This is a genomic window from Deinococcus aestuarii, from assembly GCF_018863415.1.
GTDB lineage: Bacteria > Deinococcota > Deinococci > Deinococcales > Deinococcaceae > Deinococcus > Deinococcus aestuarii.
On record NZ_JAHKSN010000018.1, the window covers coordinates 82,120 to 100,268 of the forward strand.

Here is an 18,149-nt window from a genome sequence, read left to right on the forward strand (position 1 = left end):
ACATTCCGCCTGCGGCGCAAATCCTCACCTGAGAGGGGCCACGGTTGGAGGAGCAGAAGGCGTATAGGTGTGTACAAACCTATAAGCCTAGATATATAGCTACCTTGACCAATTCAATCTGAAGGAGACACGGTATTACACCCTCTCATCCGCCAGCGTGCCGCGTCAGGAGGCCTTCAGCGGGACCCAGGCCCAGAGGTTTCCCTATCCGCAGGTGGCGGTGACCCTCCTGGGCCGCGTCGCCATCCACAAGGACTTGCGTGGTCAGGGCATCGGCATCAATCTGATCCTGCACGCCCTGCGCCAGGCCGCACGGGCGGCGGAGACCGTAGCGTCCTACGCGGTCGTCCTCGACGCCAAGAACGAGAAGGGGGCGGAAATTTACGCCCGGCTGGGTTTCGTCCCCTTCAGGGATCAGCCACTCAAGCTGTTCCTCCCGATGCAGACGATCCGGCAGCTTCCGTAGTGTTCGCTGGACGAGCAGGATGACGAAAACCTGGAAGAACGTGCGTGTCCAGGCGCTCGCTCCTGACATGCTGGGAGCATGTTCCGAACCTGGCCCTCCCGCGAAGAGCTGTACGACCTGGTGTGGTCCAAACCGGCCGAGGAGGTGGCCGCCGACCTCGGCATCACGGGCACGGCCCTGACCAAGGCCTGCGCGCGGCGCAACATTCCCAAGCCGCCCCGCGGCTACTGGGCCCGGCTGCGGGCGGGACAGCCGGTGAAACGGGTCCCCCTGCCCAAGAGTGAGACACCGACGAAGAAGGCCAAGCCTGAGCGGCCCACCTTTGTGCCACCCCCTGTGGCGCAGACGTCCCCCCGTCCCCGGGTGGTGCAGCGCACCGAGCGGGCCTACGAGGGGGCGGACACCGACGTGTGGGGTCGCCTCGTTCCCCCCTGGACCGGCACGACGGAGTCCCTGGACCTGATGGTCTCCCGCGACGCCCTGCCGCGGGCCTTACAGGTCATGTCGCGGCTGATCGAGGAGGCCCGCGCCGCGGGAATGACGGTCACGGCGCAGCACCGCTCGACTTTCCTCGAGGTGGGGGGCGAGCAGGTCCGGCTGCGCCTCAAGGAGAAGGCTCAGGCGCAGGAGGGGCTGCCCCTGTTGCCCGCCCGCTCCACCTGGGACACACCCTCGCGGCAGAAGGCGCGGGGGACGGGGGAGCTGAGCCTGCTGGTGCTGGACCCCACGGGGGACGTGCCCACAGCCACCTGGCGCGACGGACCCCTCCCGCTGGAGGACCAGATGTCCGGGATCATCGGCGCGTTCCGGGCGGTGCCGGGGCGGGCCGAACAGCGGCGGCGGGCCGAGGCGGTGGCGGCCGAGCGCCGCCGGCAGCAGGAGCTGGAGACCCAGCGGCTGCGGATGCTCGAGGCGCAGCGGCAGGCGGAACTCCGGCGGCGGCGTGAGGAGGAGCAGGCCTGCCGGGAGACGTTGCTGGCTTACGCCCGGCGCTGGGAGGAGGGTCAGCGGCTGCGGGCCTACCTCGACTGGGTGCGAGCCCAGACGCAGGGCGCCCCCGACACCGGGACCGAGGCGTTCCAGGGATGGCTGGCGTGGGCCGAGCGGGAACTCCTCGCGCTCGACCCCGTTGGTAGTGGGGAGCTGACGGCCCTGACTGTCCGGGTGCAACGAATGACCGGGTGGCGGCCCCTCGAGGAGGTGATCCCCGACTCGCGGCGCTGAGGGAGAGGACCTGTGGGAGACAAGACCCGATTCCGCAATTTTTGTACGTACAAAAATGTTGGAATCGGGTCTCGTTCCCCTGTGGGCCTGCCGTTTTCAATGGACCAGCCGTGCAATTACCGAAGCTACCTCCAGCGTGGGTTGATGGGTGGGCACCGGCGTTTCCCGCTTTCTGGTGCTTGCGAAGCGACTGTCCGGCAGCACAACTGCCCCGAATAGCCGATGCGGCGGGTCGTCGCGCCTACCCGCTCATCTCCCCCACGTCGACCACTTGAGGTGGCTGGCTCACCCGGTAGCGGGCGTCGCACACGGCGGCGTTGAGGTACTGCACCCCGCCGCGCTTCTCCCGGCCGTACCCCTCGTGGATGTGCCCGAACACATGGACCCGGGGACGCAAATGCTCGATCACCCAGCCCAGGTGCGGACACCCGACGGCCTGACCCTCCGGCAGCACGCGGTCGAGGACGCCCCGGGGCGGCCCGTGGGTCACCACGACGTCCACCCCCGCCGGGAGCTGTCCCCAGTGCTGTCGCAACTCCTCGTCGGTGCGATTGAAGGCCCAGCGCATGAACTCGGGCGTGACGGGACTGCCCCAGAACCGCACGCCGTCCAGCTCTACTCCCGAGTCCTTGAGGTAGGTGACGTTGTCCGGGATCAGCCCCTCGGCAAGGTGGGGCGTGCGCTCGAAGGCGAAGTCGTGGTTGCCCGCGATCATCACCCGGTGCCGGAAGTCACCGACCCGGCCGAACCAGCTCAGGAAGCGGCCGATCTCGTCGAGCCGACCATGGCAGCTCACGTCCCCGGCGTGCAGCAGGACATCCCCGGGCGGGAGGCGGACCTGGTCGTGCAGGCCGTGGGTGTCGGCGATGCAGACCAGTCTCATGGGCAGGCTCCTCTGCCGATCTCATGCCCGGCGTGCGGGGGGGAACCACGCCCCCACCAGGAGGAGGTTGTTCCGGTGGATAGCATTCACTGCCCCAGCGTAGCCCCTGAGCTGCGGTGGAGCTGCCCGATGTGCCCTGGTCCTCATCTTCCGGGCCCTGCACGAACGAGGACGGCGGCCTGGCCGTGGTGGTGTGACCAGACGACCAGGTGCCCCAGCAGTGCTGATGACCTGGCCCCTGGCTTCCAGCCGTGCTCGCGGTGTTGGACGTGCCCGGCCGTCCAGCGCCATGAGTACGCCCGGGTGCGCAGCCCGGTGCCATCAGAGCAGGCCCAGTTCCTGGTCGAGGTCGGTCAGGGCTTGCAGGGCCGCCCGCTGCCACACCCCGTCGCGCACCATCCGGGCGATGAGCGCTGCGATGTTCCAGGCGTCGTCCGCCCCCCGGTGGTGGATGCCCTCCAGCGGCAGCCCCGCGTGCCTGAGCGCCCGGACCATCCCCGCCCGCTTCAGCCCGTACCCGGCCGCGTACACCCCCTTGGCATTGGTGTGACCCGCGCCGAACGGGTACGGCACGTCCCCCTCACACTGCCGCTCGAACTGCCGGCGGTCATAGTCGCCCCAGCTCGCCCACGGGCGTGAGGCACTTTGGAAGTCACGGCGCAGCACCTCGCAGGCTTCCCAGAAGGGGAGACCGCTCGCCACCTCTTCGGGCGTGAGGCCCGTCAGTTGAATACAGAACCCGCTGACCTCGGAGTGCTCGGGGCGCACGAGCAGGCTGCGCTTCTCCACCCGCTCCAGCGTGCCCAGGTCGAGGACACACACGCCGATCTCGATGATCTCGTTGTGCTGCCCGGGCGGGGGCTCACCCTCCCAGCAGGTCGCTTCCACGTCGATGACATTCAGCAGAGGCATCAGCTGTACTCCTCCCCGGTCTCCTTCTTGGCGTAGGCGTCGGAGATCAGCTTGAGGTTCAGGTCCCGCCCGTCACTCGTGAGGCGCGGGACGAGCGGCGTCACCACGATCCCCTCGCGGATGTGCATGCCCTGGCCCGAGACGGTCTCCAGGCCGTTGCGCAGCCCCCGCAGGGTCGCCACGTCGAAGGGTCCCTCGTACAGCAGTGGGACGGCGTGCTCCACGAACCACGTCGGCCACTCGGCGCGGGGGAGTACATGGCCCTCGTGAACGAGCTTGAACACGAACACGGTCGGCTGGCGAGTCCCGTAGGTGAAGCCCTTCTGCACCGGGACGACCTCCCCGAACACCTGCACCTCACCGGTTAGGAAGGCCGCGTCCGCCGCCTCGAACAGCCCGACGTTCCGGGCGGCCTGCCAGTACACGTTGCCCGCGTTCTCCCTGAGGGTGAGGCGGTTGCGGGACAGCCCCTTGCTGGTCACCAGCCACTCACCTGCCGCAGTGCGGTAGTAGATGCCTTGCGAGCCGTGAAGCTTCTCGTGAGCCAGGACGGGTTCACCCGCCTGGAACTCCCCGGCGTAGATGCCGAACTGCTCGACGTCGTGATGCATGTAGTGCCCCACCACGGGAAGAGGGGCGACCTCACCCGCCATGTGGATCGGGATGGGCGGTTCCCAGAAGGTGATGCCCAGGTGCCCCGAGAGGTCCTCGCCGAAGGGAAGGTCCTCCAGCCCCTCGCCGGGGAGGATCACGCCCTGGGAGAGTTCTCCACGCAGGCGGACCGGGCCGACCCGGTCGTGCTCGGGGCCGTGCAGGTACGAGGCGCTGGTCTCGGCGTTGACGTACCGCTGGGCGAGGTGGGGAGGCAGGACGGCGCGCTCGGGGGCGATGACGATGGGGTCGCCGTCCTGAAACTCGCCCTTGCGGACGACGAGCTGGAAGGCGCCGACCTTACACAGTTCGAGGCGGTCGGCGCCCTCGTGGGGGAAGAGGCGGGCACGCTCCTTGATGACTTGACGTTCGGCCATGACGGGTCTCCTGTTCGGCAGTCTCCACGCTGCCGCAGCGGAGCCTATCCGAGGTCAGGAGGGCGAACATCGGCTATCCCGCCCACACGGAACTACGCGAGGTGGCGCATCGGGTAGACACGAAAAACGCCCCTCACGGGGCGTTCTCCAGCCTGGAACCGTCGCCTCCTCCCGTGGGCGTGGCGGAGCAGGCCGTCGCCCCAACCGTCCAGGATGAAGGTGCTCCGGGGTCCAGCGCCGTCGCCGGGGTCTGCCGCGGTTGCCCAGCCCGGTGAGCTGACCTCCCCGCGGGAGTGGCCGAGCCGACCACCCCACACGCCTTTAAGCCGCTGGCCCCCCGTACAGCCGGGGTAGATCGACGAGCGTCACGCCACTTCCCTGCACCTCGGAGGTGAAGCCCCGCCGCGAGAACAGCGCCAACTCCGCTTCCCCGCCCCCGTAGCGGGTCTTCTGTGCCGACTCCCGCAGCTTCCCGAGGACGTTGAGCCCCACCAGGTCCTCCCACCACTTGCATTCCCCGTACACCACCCGCCCGTCGAGCAGCGTCGCCGCCACGTCCAGGTCGTAGTCCGCCGCCCAGATCGACCCCACCTCCCGGGCGGGCACCCCGAACACTTCCTGACCGTAGCGCCGCATGAAGTCCCGGCAGATCCCCTCGAAGGTCGCCCCCAGGAAGCGGTCGAGCTGCGGCGCGATCCGCTGTCCGTACACCCAGTCCACGTGCCCAGCCTCCAGCGCCGAGCGGTGAGGCAGCACGAAGTGGTACCAGAAGGCCAGGAAGGGATCACCCAGCCGGTAGCGCCGGTTGCGGGCGCGCTCGTCATTGTCCAGGGAGCGGCTCACGTCAATGAGTCGCAGCCCCTCGAGGCGGGTCATGTAGGGGGCGAGCTGCGAGCCCGACCCCAGTTCCGGCAGGCGGCTGACGATCTCGCCCCACTGGGTGCACCCGTCCGCCACCGCCCGCAGCACCGAGGCGTAGCGGGCGACGCTGGTGAGTTCGGACTGGAGCAGGTGGGTCGGTTCGTCGTGCAGGGGAGCGCCGCGTTCGAGGATCACTTCCTCAACGTTCTGTTGCAAGGTCCGTGTCGGGTCACACAGCGCCAGGTAGTAGGGCATCCCGCCGAAGACGCCGTAGGCCTTCAGCCGCTCGTCGAGGGGCCAGTCCCCGAAGCGCTCGCCCGCCTCGCGGTAGGACAGCGGGGCCAGGTCGATGTCGAGCGTCTGTCGCCCGTGCAGGGGGTTGCGCTCGGCGAGCAATTCGGCCATGAAGCTGATGCTCGACCCGCACAGCACCAGCTTGAGGGGCAGGCCCGTGGCCTGAATCCGGTCCCAGGCCCCCTGGATGAGCGAGGGGAGGGCGGGCTCGGCGTCGGCGAGGTACGGGAATTCGTCGAGCACGACCGTGAGGCCGGGCCGGGTGCGGGCCTGCTCGGCCAGATAGGCCAGCAGCGCCGGCCAGGTGCTGAGCCCGGCCAGCACGGGATCATCTCCAAGGGCGGTGACAACGGCCTGCCGGAAGAGGGCCAGGTTGTCGGCGGCGGTGAGGCGGCTGGCCTGGTAGTAGACCGAGGGCCGGTCCCGCAGACTGTGCAGCAGCAGGGTGGACTTGCCGACCCGTCTCCGCCCCCGCACGACAATCAATGAGGGACGGGGACGGCCATACTCCCGTTCGAGCAGGGTCAACTCCTGACGGCGTCCCAGAAACACGAGTCAGTATAACAAAAATTAGCCTAATCTCAATTAGGTACAAGGGGGCTGATCCCTTGAAGATATCCATGAGGCGCAACGGAAGGCTGGTCCTCAGGTCCTGTTCCGAGTGGCCCAAGGGCTTTGCCCCCGAGGAGTACCACGGCGGCGTGCGCCGTCTCCCGCTGCCCGTCGACGTCCATCCCGGGGCGCTGCTGGCCTGGGTGCGGGACCACCTTCCCCTGTTCGAACGCCTGCACGCCGGGCTCGAGCTTGTCCAGGACGGAACGAACGTGGTGGGCCAGCTGACGGAGGATGCCGGGCAGGCCGAGGCAACCCGTGCAGGTGCAGGGCGCCGACGAGGCAGGGGTAGGCATAGGGGAAGCGCAACTGCACTTTCAGGAGGTCCCCGGCCTCCGCGTTGACTTCGGCTGGGTCCCCACGTCCACCAAGCGGTACACCCCGCGCTGGGGCCGCTCGATCACCCCCTGCCGCAACAATCAGGTGAGGGTCACGCCCGGCACGCCTGCCCGCGCCGCGTCCCGTGAGGTCAGGTACCCGCCGTGGTGGGCGAACAGTTCGAGCACCGGTTCCGCCCCTTCACCTGCCATGTTCATAAGTGTAGGAAGTAAAGCTTGACCGTCCTACAGTTTTGAACATCCCCGCTGCTCTGCGCCCGACCCAGAGTTAAGGTGTGTTATCTATGGGGTCATGACACTCGACGTGTACCGGGGCTCAGCCCTCGACCGGGCCAAGGGCTGGGGTGACCTGCTGCCTGAAGAGAGGAGACGCCGGGCAGTCGAGGCGGCAAGGGACCGGGACGGGGAGGCCCTGTGGAGTCTGACCGAGGCGTACCTCACCCTGCACGGAGCGAGCGGGACGGCGACCAGCCCCCGGACCTTGAAGGCCTACCGCTGGGCGGTCGGGCGGTTCCTAGCGTATGTGGGGGAGCAGGCGGTGAACCTGCTGCGAATGACGACCGAGGATGGAGTTCGTTTTGTCCGGACGGTCGAGGCGGGGGGGCTGAGTCCGGCGAGTACCCGGGTGCAGCTCGCGGGGGTGCGGCTGTTCTATAAGGCGTTACGCTGGGCGGAGGCGAGTCAGGCTGCTCCGTTCTCCGACGTGCAGCCGGTTCGCGACAAGACGGCAGCGTGGGACAAGCGCTCCCCCTACAGCGAAGCGGAGGTGCGGGCGTTGTTGGACGCGGCCGAGCCCCGAATGCAGGCCCTGCTGCTGCTGTGCGCGCATGGCGGCCTTCGAATCAGCGAAGCCCTAGCTTTGCAGTGGGCGGACGTCAACCTCGCCGCACGCGAACTGATAGTGCGCTCGGGCAAGGGTGGGAAGCGACGCAAGGTCGTGTTCGGGGAGAGCCTCCGGGCAGCCCTGGCCTCCTTGCCTCGTGGGGAAGCCGTGATCGGGGGCAGCTACCCGGCGGCGGTGGAGCGGCTCCAGCGGTTGTGCGGTCGGGCGGGCGTCTCCTACCGGGGGCACCACGCCCTGCGGCACTATGCCGGGACGCGGCTGATGCGGGAGGGCGCGACCCTCGATGACGTGGCCCGGCACCTGGGCCACTCCGCGCTGGAGACGGCGCGCATCTACGCCAAGTGGAGTGAGGAGGGACTGAGGCGGCGGCTCTCCGGCTGGTGATCGCCGATATGAGTGTTTGGTTGCCTCTGGGCAAGAGCAGAGGCAACCAAGACCCAGGCCGCCCGAGTCGAGTGCCTCGTCTATGGGCGTGAGCGCTTATGGGGGCTACGACTCACGCCCAAAGCTTTGGCCTGGTTGATCTGGCGCGATCCGGAAAAGCTGAGCCCGGAGGAACACCAGGTTCTGTCCGCACTGACGGAGAAACTGCCTGCGTTGGCTTCGGTGGGTGAACTGACCCACCGCTTTGTGCATGCGGTACGCGAGAAATGCGTGCAGGACGTGGAAGCGTGGCTTTTGCAGGCCAAGGAGAATGAGAGCTGTGAAATGCAGGTCTTCGCGGCGAGCTTGGAGCGGGACAAGGTGGCCTGCTGGCCGTGATGAAGGAGGGTAAGGAGAGCCTACGGCGTCTTACGCAGACTGACGTGCCAGCGCCGTAGAGTTTGAGCAGGGGGACGTCATGCAAGACCCATACCTGGCGCTGATTAAAGAGCAGGGCGGAAGCTGGCAGGCTAGCTTTCCCGATCTGCCCGACCTGCACGTGGGGGCTGAGAGTGAGGACGCTCTGCGCGGGAAGCTGCCCGAGGCCTTACGCGACCACCTGCATGAGATGGCGGCGAATGACTTCCAGCCGCCTTCGCCCTCAGCACCTGAGCCGTCTGCCCCCGCGGTATTCATGTGGGTGTGCCCAGCTCTCGACGCTTTCCAGGAGAAACCTAGCGAGAAGCTGCTGGATTTCTCGAAGGCGGAATTCGACCGGGTGCTGGCGAATGCCAAGGTCGCCGAGGAGCGGGCACGACAGAATGGAGTCGTCGCCCTGGCGACCATCCCGATCCTGAGCTTCCTGAAAACCTCGAACATTCAAGACCTCGACCGGCTTCTGTTCGCCGCCTGCTTCATTCTGATCCTGGTGGTGGTGTACCTGACGGCGCTCGCCGTTCAGAACCAGAAGGTCCAGGGGATGGGATGGAGTGTCGCCGAGCTGGAAACGGAGATTGAGGCGGTATACAAAGGGTGTAAGACGTATCGGGATCTTCTGAGACTTCGCCGTTCGCGTTGTACTCCTGAGCTCAAAGCGCCAAGGTCGTGATGTTGCGCCCCCTTGTACATCTGCCCGCAGGCGAAAGGTCTTGACCCAGCCGACTTCTTCGGCCTGACAGTTGCCGCTCCAGGGACGCTTGGGTTCGCAAGCGGTAATGTGGACGTTGCCAGCGACGGAAAGCCCGGGCTACCCGTTCTGCCGCGTTATTCGTTCCCTGCCAGGACAGCTCGCTCAGGAAGGGCACCAGTTGTTCAAACTTCCCCGCCAGCCGTTTCACCAACCCACTCAGCACGGCATCTGCGTGGAAGCGCGGGTCTTTTGACCATTCCTCAAAGCGTGCTCGGCTCTCAGCGACGGTTGGGCGGCTGCCATCTTGACAGCGCCACAGGCCGTACCAGCCCTCAATCAGGGCCCGAACGGTTCGCATCGATTCTCCCAGCGGGGAATCCAACACCACAGCAAACCGAGTGCGCTGCTCATCCGTCCAGCGAGCCGCCTGGCCCAGCAGCCATCCCTTATGCCCCAACAAGCTGTTCCGCACCTGCCCCACTTGCTCCCAGGACGCCCACCCCTCCGGGGGTGGGCTCAGTATGACCGCCGGTTGAACCGCGCCCGGATCAACTTCAGGCGGTCGTGGTCCTGCCAACCACTTCTTGACGGTGTTGATGCCATGTCCGGTCATGCGCACGATGGCGCCTTGCGACAATCCGGCCTCGCGTAGCCGGAAGACGCGTTCTAGCCCCAAGCACCCGAGAACAGCCGTCAAGGCGTCACGATACGGAGAAGCCCCGGCTGTGCGTCAAGGCCGCACCACCCTCTTGCATCTGGTCTCGGCGTCCAAGCTCAGCTCAGTGCGTTCTCGAGGACGCGGCGATGGCGGCACAGCCAGGCGGCGGCACGCGCCCGCCAGGCCAGGCCCCACAGTAATTTCGGGGTGGCCGCCCCGCCTTCCGGCCCGATCCTCGCCTCGTCGGCCTCGTTCGCCGTGTCATGCACAACGAATTCGATCATCAGCTCCACGAACCCCCTCCGCTGCGCGGCGGAGAGGCCGTAGGCGTCCACCATCGCGCGCAACTGGCGGGCGCGCTCCCGAAGCGGAGGCAGCCCTTCGAGTTCCGCCACCAGATCGTCGTGCAGCTTGGCGTTCAGCCAGCACGCCTGCGCCAGTTCCACCCGGGGATCAACGGGACCGGCGCGCTCCCAGTCGATCAGGGCGACAGGACGACCCTGACGGGCCACGATGTTCCATGGGGCCACGTCGCCGTGCCCGATGACCCGCGCCCCTTCCCCCAGGGCGCGGCCGAACCAGGGAAACCAGACGGCGTCCCGCGGTGGATGGAAGCTGGCCGTGACGTCGTGGAGTTGACGCAGCAGGGTCCCGACCGCAGCGGCGCCCTCCAGGCTCCACGGGCCGGGATGCGTGAACTCGCCCTCGATATAGGTGAGGATTTCGCGCCCTTGCGCGTCGAAGCCCGTACCCACGACCCGGGGAGCGCCCTGGAAGCCGTTGTCCTGGAGGTGCCCGAGCAGGGCATGGACGCTGGCCGCCCAGGGCCCGGTTTCCTTGACGACGGTGTCGCCACAGCGATACACGGCGACGGGGTGGTAAACACTCGTCTCCCGCAGGGGGTGCAGCGCAGGACCCTGGGCGGTCTCGCTGGACCTCAAGCTGTCATCGCCAGAGGCGTTCACGGCTTCTACTCTACCCTTGGGCGCATAAAGGGCTATGACCTGGAGAGCTGAGGGCATCACTTGCCGGATGAGGTGCTGGCCCTGATGACGCCACTGCGGTGCAAGCACACCACCCCCTTTGGGCGCGACGACGTTGACCTCAGCCGCTTCCGCTCACCGCTTGAGCCTAACGGCTGTTTTCGGGTGCTTGGGGCTAGAACGCGGAACACCTCGTGAATGGCTGCTGCCTTGCGCTGCGCCAACGGTGAGTCCTGATCCTTGACACGGCCCCGCAACGACTGCCTCCCCTGTTTCTCGATGGTGGGTGTCGGCAGCGTATGACGCCAGGCCCGCAACAGTTCGGTCAGTCGCTCGTTCATGTTCTTCCCCACGTGGAACAAGCACAGTTGGTGAGTGACCTCGGGCCACACCTTCTTCACCACCGGCAGATAGAGGCGGCTTTCATCGGTCACAAGCTGGCGTGGGACGATGCCTGCTCCTTCCAGTTCCCGGAAAAACGCCTCCAGATGGGCAGGTTGGAGATCGCCAACCACGACCTGGGTTGCTAGGAAGGGATCGCTCCCGTGCGGGTCCACTGCCAGCAGCACCGCCTTATCTCGTTGGTACACCTCATCCACGCACAGCACGCCGCTGAAGGCAGTGGGGTCCGGCGCGGGTGGCGCTTCATGTAGAGGTATCCGGAACCAACGGCGTACGGTCGTCTGGGAGGGCTGCACATGAAAATCACGAGCCAGACGCGCAGGGACGCGACAAAAGGGCAGGCCATCCGTCTCGACGGTCTGAAGGGCTTTGTCGTACACGCGCTGCGTGTACGTCGCCCCTTTCCGAAGAAAGGGCGGCTGGACGCGAAAGTACCGACAACAGGGGGTGCAACGGTGCACACTCACCGTCACGTGAAGGACGACCGAATTTTCCAGATGGGCGTCAAGTGCTTTGCGGGTGACATCCCAGCGGCGACGGGCTTCCTGTCCGCACTGCGGACAGGGTGCGACGGGCACGCTGGCGTTTAAACAGGTAGGTGGAGGGGTCTGTGTCACGGCTCGCCAGAATGCAGGGTGACAACTAAGTACGTCTACCACACGTCCCAGACGTACTTCCTCTCTTCCTTGCAACGCGAACGGCGAAGTCTCGGATCTTCTCTATCAGATGCAGTCAACCTGGACAAGCAACACGCAGCAGATGCACGATATTCGGAATTACCGTTTCGGGCTGGTCAACCAACAGCAGATCATCCTGGCGGTCCTCGCAATTCTCATTTCAATCCTGGTGTTCCGCTCCCTGGGTTAGAGTGCTGGTAAGGGGGTCGCCGTAGTGCCGAAGAAGAAGAATGGGAACAACGAGAACGCGCAGAGAGAGCAGAAGAGGGGTAACGCCCCGAAGCCCCAGCCGAAGCCAGCCAAGCCCTCGCCGAAGCCGTCGAAGCCCAAGTAGCTGTCGACTGGGCGGTCATCGGTCCCGGTTGACCTTCTTCGCGGCCTTAGCGTAGTCCAAGTAGATCTGCGAGCTCGACACGTCACGGTGCCGCAGTGTGTCGCGCACGGCGAGTAGGTCCCCGCTCTCAGCGTAGGTCCGAGTGCCCGCGCTGTGACGCAGGCTGTGCACCTCGCGGCGCTGGTAGCGCACCCCTGCCTGATCACAGACCCGCCCGAGCGCCTTCTCCACACCCTGCCGGGTGCGGATAGGCAGCACGTGCGGCCCGTAGTGGGCGGACGTCTCTAGCCACCCGCCTAGCACCCGCACCGCCGTGCGCGAGAGCGCACATCCTGGCGCTTGCCGATCACCCCCAGATACGGTTTGCCCGCATCCAGGTGGATGTCCTTGCGGAGCAGCGTCGCCATCTCGCTGGCCCGTAGCCCGCAATGTGCGCCCAGCCACCACGATGACCGCCTCTTGTGGGCCCGCATGCAGCAGCGTGGCGACGTCCCCGCCCGAGTACGGCTTGCGCTTCTCCCGGCGCGGCACCGGGTCGTGGGCGACCTTCAGTTGGTGAAGGGGGCGGCCTCGGTCGCCCCAGCCCAGCGCAAGGCGGCGTACAGCGCCGGGCCCGCTGAGAGCCAGACCTGCACGCTGCTGGGGGCTAGGCCCTACGCCTCCAGGTGCCGGACTCACCGGAAGCCTGCCTGCGGCCCCGGCTGCCGTAGGTCACGAGGAACGCCTCCTGCAGCCCCCACAGACCCTCCACGTCCGAGTCCCGCGCGGCGCGGATGCCCTCCTTGCGCCGCGCGTCCGGGTTGAGGCGCGACAGCCGGTCGGCCCGGCCCCGGAGGGTCAGGTTGGCGGCCAGCAACTCGAGGCTCATTCGAGACACAGTACGGGAGGAATCGCGTGCCAGACATACCGGAAATGGCGGGGAACAGAACAGCTCCCGCTGGCGGTCTACGCCTAAATGAACGCTCTGCGTTGGAACAGGGTTACCGGGTCGCTGGCGTGACACCGACATTCCCGTCTCCTCAATTCTTCCTCCGTGTTGGCTTCAGCGAGCCTAAGCTAGAGGGCTCAGTACCTGACAACTTGAGGTAGGTAGCGTCCTGACGGCCGTTTTCGACCCCTCGGAGGGGCAAGGCCGCGTGGGACGTTCAGGCAGAGCAAAGAGCGGCATGTTGGGGTCGCCATGACACCGACTGCCGCTCCCCCTGACGTTACCGCCCTGGCTGAACTGCTGAAAACGCACCTGCCCCACCTGCGCCGCGACACGTTGCAACGTGTCGCCGATGTGATCGCTGGGCTGGTGCAAGCTCAGTCCACCCGGCATCGCCGGGTGGCCCTGCATCTCCCCGGCGCTGCTTCGTCTGAAGCCAAGACACGCCGGGTGGCGCGCTGCCTGCACGATCCCCAACTCCAGGGCGAAGATGTGTTGCGGGTCATCCTCCCGCTCCTTCCCCCCCGGAAAGCTGCTCTTCGCCCTGGACCGCACCAACTGGCAGCACGGTCAGGCTGAACTCAACCTGCTGGTGTTGGGCGTGGTGCTCAGCGGTGTGACGCTCCCGCTCGTCTGGGTCGCGTTGCCGCACGGCGGCAACAGCGACAGTACCGCCCGGATGCGCCTGGTGGCCCGTCTGCTCCAGGACCTTCCCGCCCGTCGGTGGAAAGCCCTGGTCGCGGATCGGGAGTTCGTCGGGCAAGCCTGGTTCACCTTTCTCCGGGAACGGCGGATTCCCCGCTGTATTCGGCTGCGGGAGAACACGCGGCTGGATGACGAGTTTGTGCGGGACGCGTTCCAGCTTCTGGAATGCGGTCAGGTGCGCGCCTTGTTCGAGCGGGCCTGGGTGTACGGGAGCCGGATGCAAGTGGTGGCGACGCTCTCCCCAGAGGGCGAGCGCGTCATCGTCGCTTCTGACCTGAGCATCCCTGCAACGCTGGCAGTTTATCGGCAGCGGTGGACGATCGAATGCACCTTCAGTGCCCTGAAATCCCGAGGGCTGGGGTTGGAGGAGACGCACATGGTGAAAGCCGCTCGCATCGAGCGGCTCTTCGGACTGCTCACCCTGGCGTTGGTCTGGATGGTCCGGGTGGGCACTTGGCGGTCGGAGACACGACCGATTCCCGTGAAGAAGCATGGACGCAAGGCTGTGGGGGTGGCTCAGTACGGTTGGGAACTCTTGGCCGACGCCCTACGGTGGTCAGCCAGCGGGGTGCAGTGTCAATGTCGGCTTCGTCGTGAGCAGTTTCGGCGGAATAGGTGTGACCACCCCCCTGACGTTTACGGCCGCTGCACCTCCTGACTGACCTCACTGTTCCCCAGCAGTGCGCTGGGGAACAGCCCGGACTTTTTCTTCTCCCGTAGGCGATACGACTCGCCCTTGATGTTCAGCACATGGCTGTGGTGCAACAGTCGGTCCAGGATCGCGCTCGCCACCACCGGGTCCCCCAGGACCTCGCCCCAGTCGGCGAAGCCCTTGTTCGCCGTCAGGATCACGCTGCCCCGCTCGTACCGCGCCGCAATCAACCCGAACAGGGCGTTGGCGGCCAAGCGGTCATACGGCCAGACCCCGAACTCGTCGATGACCAGCAGCTTGGGCTTGGCGTAGTACCGCAGGCGGTGTTCCAGTCGATTCAGGGCCTGCGCTTTGCGCAGGTCCTCCATGAGCTGCCCTGCGGGCACAAACAGCACCGTCTCCCCATGCGTGATGGCGGCCAGGCCCAGTCCCACGGCCAAGTGCGTCTTCCCGACGCCGGGCGGGCCCAGCAGGATGACGTTCTGCCCGTCGGCGGCGAAGGACAGCGTGCTCAGCTCCTTGACCAGGCGCTTGTCGACACTCGGCTGGAAGGCGAAGTCGAACTGCTCCAGGGACCGCAAAAAAGGCAGGCGGGCCTGTTTCAACCGTCTGGCACGGCCTTCCTCGTCCCGAGCCGTGACCTCGATGCGCAACAGGTCGGCCAGGAAGTCCGCGTACGGCAGCTCCTTTTTGGCCGCCGCGTCCAGGCGGCTCTCCAGCAGGCTTGCCGCATGCGGCAAGCCCAGGGCCTCCAAGGCCGTGCGGCATCGTTCGACGGCGATCATGCCTCACCGTCCCGGAACACGGTCGCCAGCACCTCGTCCAGGGTCGCCGTCTCCCCGACGGCGACCAACGCCTCGTACTCGGCCAGCGACCGCTGCTCGACCTGCATCTCGGACAGACCCTCGGTCTGGGTGGCGAGCAAGGCCCGACGGCGCCGGGAGTCGTCTCCAGGGGTGGGCAGCCCGTCGTACTGCGCTTCCGCCAGGAAGCGCGCCCCCCGTTGGGCTGACCGGGGATGCACTGCGATGCGCGTCCCCCCACTGAAGAGCTGTACCTCCAGGTGGTCGGCCTGCACCTCGACCGTCTGCCCGGCGTAGCGCCACGGGACGCCGTAGAAGTTGCCGCCGTACGACACGAACCCGTCCCAGGCCACCTTGCGCACCTCCCGCACGAACACCGACAAAGATTCCCGTGAAGGGAGTGGGGTCAGAGATCGGCGTTCCTGGGCGAGCCGTTCCACGGGCTTCTCGCGGGTGGTGCCGTGGGTGCGGACGTTCGCCACGTGGTCAAGCCAGTGCCTGGCTTGACGGTTGAGATCGGCGTCGTCCACGAACCGCGCCCCTAGCCAGAAGTTCTTCTCGACGTACCCGACCCCACTCTCTACCTTCCCCTTGGTGCGGGGCCGGTAGGGGCGGCACAACCGGATGGAAAAGCCCAACCGCAGCGAGAAGTCCAGGAACTGCGCGTTCCAAACGGGTTCACCGTTCTGATCACGTTCCAGCACGACCTGCTTGGTGTTGTCGTACAGGATGGTCTGGGTGAGTCCGCCGAAATAGGCGAACGCGTTGAGATGACAGCGGATGAAGCTGGCGGTGTCGGCCTTGCGGATGAACTCGACGTACAGCGCGCGGGACCAGCCCAGCACCATCACGAAGGCCCAGATGGACCGGGTCTGCCCTTCGAGGTTCAGGTAGCTGTAGCGCCCGAAGTCCACCTGCGCCTGCACCGCAGGCGCGGTCTCGAAGCGGGGCGTCACCCGGGTGGCGGACACCCGTGTCCGCCGAAATGGGCGGAGAAAGTCTTTGACCACCGTGTACTGCCCGGTGTAGCCCTGGGCTTGCACCTCGCGCAAGAGGACGACCGCACTCAGGACGCCCTGCCCGATGCGCTCCTTGAGGTAGGGGACGTAGGGGTCGAGCTTGCTTCCCCGTTGGGGGCGAGGTTTGGGCTGGGGGAGGCCAGGGGCTCGCAGGTACTTCTTGACGGTGTTGCGGCTGAGGTCGAGGGTGCGGGCGATGCCGCTGATGGTCTGTCCTGTGGCCTTGAGTTCGATGATTTGTCGCACCTGGGCGCCTCCGAGCATCCTGACCTCCGATTCACCGCGAATCGTAGGCCGGGGGGGGCTGCTACCTCGAAGTGGTCAAATCTGTTCCGCCCCTCCTGGTCATGTTGAAACCGCCACCGTCAGCAGACGTACCTGAATCTCCTGACCATTCCTTTTCCCGTGCCAGGAGCCGCCGGAACCTGAGTTGTCAGGTACTGAGGCTAGAGGGATATGACCCAGAGCTACCTGCCGGACGACTTGGAAGAGTTGTTGACGCGAGCCATCGACCAGGGCGTCGAGGGCCTGGAGTGAACCCAATCGGGCGGACCGCGGGGCAAGTCACGTCTGGGCGGCAGTGTAGCAGGCAGCGAACTCGACGGGTGGGACGTATCCCAAGCTGGAGTGCAGTCGGCGGCGGTTGTAGAGGTCCGCAGATAGCGTCTCGGTGCAGGGTCGTCAAGGGCTGGGGAGTTGGGGTCGGCAGTAGGCTTCCTGATACGGCTGACCCGACTTCACGACCGCCAGACCTGTCCGCAACAACTTGCGTCCGAGGGCGATCAGGGCGACCTTGGGCGGTTTTCCCCCTGCTCGCAGGTGGCGGTAGAACTCGCCCATGCGACCCTTCGTGTGCTTGGCGCCCGAAGCCGCCAGGTACGCGGTGCGGCGTAGATGGGCGTTCCCAACCTTCGAGATTCGACCACGCCCCTGAACGCTGCTGCCAGACTCGAAGGGAGCCGGTGCAATTCCCGCGTAGGCGGCAATCTGCGTCCCCGTCTCGATCAGGGCAAAGCCATCGGTCTCGGCCAGGACGCTGGCCGCGGTCAAGAAGCCGTAGCCGGGAATGGTCATCAACAGGGAGAGGGGTTCGCAAAGAACAGGCTGGGACTCGACCAGCTCGTGCATCGCCGTTTCCAGGGCCTCGACCTGGGTTTTCAGGAACGCCACGCGTTCCTGGATCAGGCCAACCAGCGTGGTGCTCGCTGTTGCTCGGTGGTTCATCGCATGAAGCCGATTCTGCTCGGCGTTCAACGTCACCAGCAGTGCGGACCGTTCACGGACCAACAGCTTGAGTTCCTGAAGAACGGGACTGGGTGGCGTCCACGCCTTTGGCTGCATCTTCAACCCGTACTGGGCGATAATTTCCGCGTCCATCGCGTCCGTTTTCCCACGGCGCAACGTGGAGCGGGCGAAATATTTGATCCGCGCTGGGTTCTCGACGCTGACGGTGCAGCCCTGTTCATGAAGGTGCTGCGCGCAGCTCTCCCAGTACACCCCCGTCGCTTCCATCACCACGTGTAGCTCGTCTGGGGAAACATGGTGCTTCCCCGCCCAGCGCAGGAGTTGGTCGAAGCCCGCGGCGGTGTTGGGCACCGCCACGAGCGAATGGTGAGCCCCACCGATCAGGAGCAAGTGAGCGAAAACAGTGTCCTTGCCGATGTCCAGGCCGAGTACGTGCATCACAAACCTCCCAAGAGGTAGGGTGAAGTCGTCAGGTCGAGCTCGCTCGGAACTGGTTCTTACGGTGCAGGCTTCTGTGCCTTGGATAGCGTTCAGTCTTCGAGCAGAGCGCCCGAACCGGCCAGATCTGCGGAACGGCCTTCAGTGGCCTAAAAAAAAATCTGGCTTGCTGGTTCGGGCTGGCCTGACTTCCCATTCTGATCAGGAAGGGCGTCCCGGCCTAAGACGTAAATAAAAACATCGATGTGGCGCCGGGCATCGTCCAGATCGGCGTACTCTTGCAGGTCAACCTCCTCGGTCTTCAGGGTCTTGTAGAAGCTCTCCATCTTCGCGTTGTCGTAGGGAGTTCCT

At 66.1% G+C, this 18,149-nt stretch carries 18 protein-coding genes and 1 pseudogene; 6 read left to right on the plus strand and 13 right to left on the minus strand.

Features of this window, described 5'->3' with window-relative positions; all coding sequences use genetic code 11:
* Positions 1-157: 157 nt before the first annotated feature.
* Both IC605_RS25210 and IC605_RS18180 read left to right on the plus strand, forming a co-directional pair.
* A complete protein-coding gene (locus IC605_RS25210; protein ID WP_343216661.1) occupies positions 158-466 on the plus strand; it encodes a GNAT family N-acetyltransferase in 309 nt (102 codons plus the stop codon).
* 78 nt (positions 467-544) lie between these two features.
* Positions 545-1,690, plus strand: coding sequence for a hypothetical protein (locus IC605_RS18180; RefSeq protein WP_216327470.1), 1,146 nt, complete (start codon positions 545-547; stop codon positions 1,688-1,690).
* Positions 1,691-1,931: 241 nt separating this feature from the next.
* Here the strand turns inward: IC605_RS18180 and IC605_RS18185 are convergent, their stop codons facing one another.
* The 5 genes from IC605_RS18185 to IC605_RS18205 form a co-directional block, all read right to left on the minus strand.
* On the minus strand, positions 1,932-2,573 hold the full coding sequence (locus tag IC605_RS18185; RefSeq protein WP_216327473.1) for a metallophosphoesterase family protein: 642 nt from the start codon (positions 2,571-2,573) through the stop codon (positions 1,932-1,934).
* Positions 2,574-2,894: 321 nt separating this feature from the next.
* Positions 2,895-3,485, minus strand: coding sequence for a 3'-5' exonuclease (locus tag IC605_RS18190; protein ID WP_216327476.1), 591 nt, complete (start codon positions 3,483-3,485; stop codon positions 2,895-2,897).
* Positions 3,485-4,513 (minus strand): RNA ligase (ATP), encoded by a 1,029-nt coding sequence (locus IC605_RS18195; protein ID WP_216327480.1) that lies wholly within the window; start codon positions 4,511-4,513, stop codon positions 3,485-3,487. Before IC605_RS18195 ends, IC605_RS18190 begins: the two co-directional genes overlap by 1 nt.
* Positions 4,514-4,834: 321 nt before the next feature.
* The gene (locus IC605_RS18200; RefSeq protein WP_216327482.1) at positions 4,835-6,220 is read right to left on the minus strand and encodes a DUF234 domain-containing protein; all 1,386 of its coding nucleotides are present in this window, start codon (positions 6,218-6,220) and stop codon (positions 4,835-4,837) included.
* 479 nt (positions 6,221-6,699) lie between these two features.
* Positions 6,700-6,810, minus strand: coding sequence for a type IV toxin-antitoxin system AbiEi family antitoxin domain-containing protein (locus IC605_RS18205; RefSeq protein ID WP_216327483.1), 111 nt, complete (start codon positions 6,808-6,810; stop codon positions 6,700-6,702).
* Between the two features lie 100 nt (positions 6,811-6,910).
* Between IC605_RS18205 and IC605_RS18210 the strand changes: the two genes are divergently transcribed.
* The 3 genes from IC605_RS18210 (at position 6,911) to IC605_RS18220 (ending at position 8,933) form a co-directional block, all read left to right on the plus strand.
* The gene (locus tag IC605_RS18210; protein ID WP_246581012.1) at positions 6,911-7,846 is read left to right on the plus strand and encodes a tyrosine-type recombinase/integrase; all 936 of its coding nucleotides are present in this window, start codon (positions 6,911-6,913) and stop codon (positions 7,844-7,846) included.
* Between the two features lie 126 nt (positions 7,847-7,972).
* Positions 7,973-8,224, plus strand: a complete 252-nt coding sequence (locus tag IC605_RS18215) for a hypothetical protein (protein WP_216327485.1) — start codon at positions 7,973-7,975, stop codon at positions 8,222-8,224.
* 79 nt (positions 8,225-8,303) lie between these two features.
* Positions 8,304-8,933 (plus strand): type II toxin-antitoxin system HicB family antitoxin, encoded by a 630-nt coding sequence (locus IC605_RS18220; RefSeq protein ID WP_216327487.1) that lies wholly within the window; start codon positions 8,304-8,306, stop codon positions 8,931-8,933.
* Positions 8,934-9,728: 795 nt separating this feature from the next.
* Here IC605_RS18220 and IC605_RS18225 read toward each other — a convergent pair.
* The 4 genes from IC605_RS18225 to IC605_RS18240 form a co-directional block, all read right to left on the minus strand.
* On the minus strand, positions 9,729-10,577 hold the full coding sequence (locus IC605_RS18225) for a phosphotransferase (RefSeq protein WP_216327490.1): 849 nt from the start codon (positions 10,575-10,577) through the stop codon (positions 9,729-9,731).
* A gap of 56 nt (positions 10,578-10,633) precedes the next feature.
* Positions 10,634-11,377, minus strand: a complete 744-nt coding sequence (locus tag IC605_RS18230; RefSeq protein ID WP_216327493.1) for a hypothetical protein — start codon at positions 11,375-11,377, stop codon at positions 10,634-10,636.
* 646 nt (positions 11,378-12,023) lie between these two features.
* Positions 12,024-12,686 carry a tyrosine-type recombinase/integrase gene (locus IC605_RS25430; protein ID WP_343216662.1) on the minus strand — a complete coding sequence of 221 codons (663 nt, stop codon included), beginning with the start codon at positions 12,684-12,686 and terminating at the stop codon, positions 12,024-12,026.
* Positions 12,655-12,876, minus strand: coding sequence for a hypothetical protein (locus IC605_RS18240; RefSeq protein WP_216327497.1), 222 nt, complete (start codon positions 12,874-12,876; stop codon positions 12,655-12,657). The genes IC605_RS25430 and IC605_RS18240 overlap by 32 nt, the downstream gene beginning before the upstream one ends.
* Positions 12,877-13,188: 312 nt before the next feature.
* Here IC605_RS18240 and IC605_RS18245 point away from each other — a divergent pair.
* A pseudogene (locus IC605_RS18245) lies at positions 13,189-14,299 on the plus strand (IS4 family transposase).
* Here IC605_RS18245 and istB read toward each other — a convergent pair.
* The 4 genes from istB to IC605_RS18265 all read right to left on the minus strand — a co-directional run.
* On the minus strand, positions 14,278-15,078 hold the full coding sequence (gene istB / locus IC605_RS18250) for an IS21-like element helper ATPase IstB (RefSeq protein ID WP_216327503.1): 801 nt from the start codon (positions 15,076-15,078) through the stop codon (positions 14,278-14,280). The pseudogene IC605_RS18245 and the gene istB sit on opposite strands and share 22 nt — an antisense overlap.
* Entirely contained in the window at positions 15,075-16,361 is a 1,287-nt protein-coding gene (gene istA, locus IC605_RS18255; RefSeq protein ID WP_216327505.1) for an IS21 family transposase, read from the minus strand. Before istA ends, istB begins: the two co-directional genes overlap by 4 nt.
* Before the next feature lie 435 nt (positions 16,362-16,796).
* Entirely contained in the window at positions 16,797-17,798 is a 1,002-nt protein-coding gene (locus IC605_RS18260; RefSeq protein WP_216327507.1) for an IS110 family RNA-guided transposase, read from the minus strand.
* 149 nt (positions 17,799-17,947) lie between these two features.
* Positions 17,948-18,149 (minus strand): integrase core domain-containing protein (locus IC605_RS18265; RefSeq protein ID WP_216327509.1); only part of this gene is annotated, 202 nt, incomplete at its 5' end.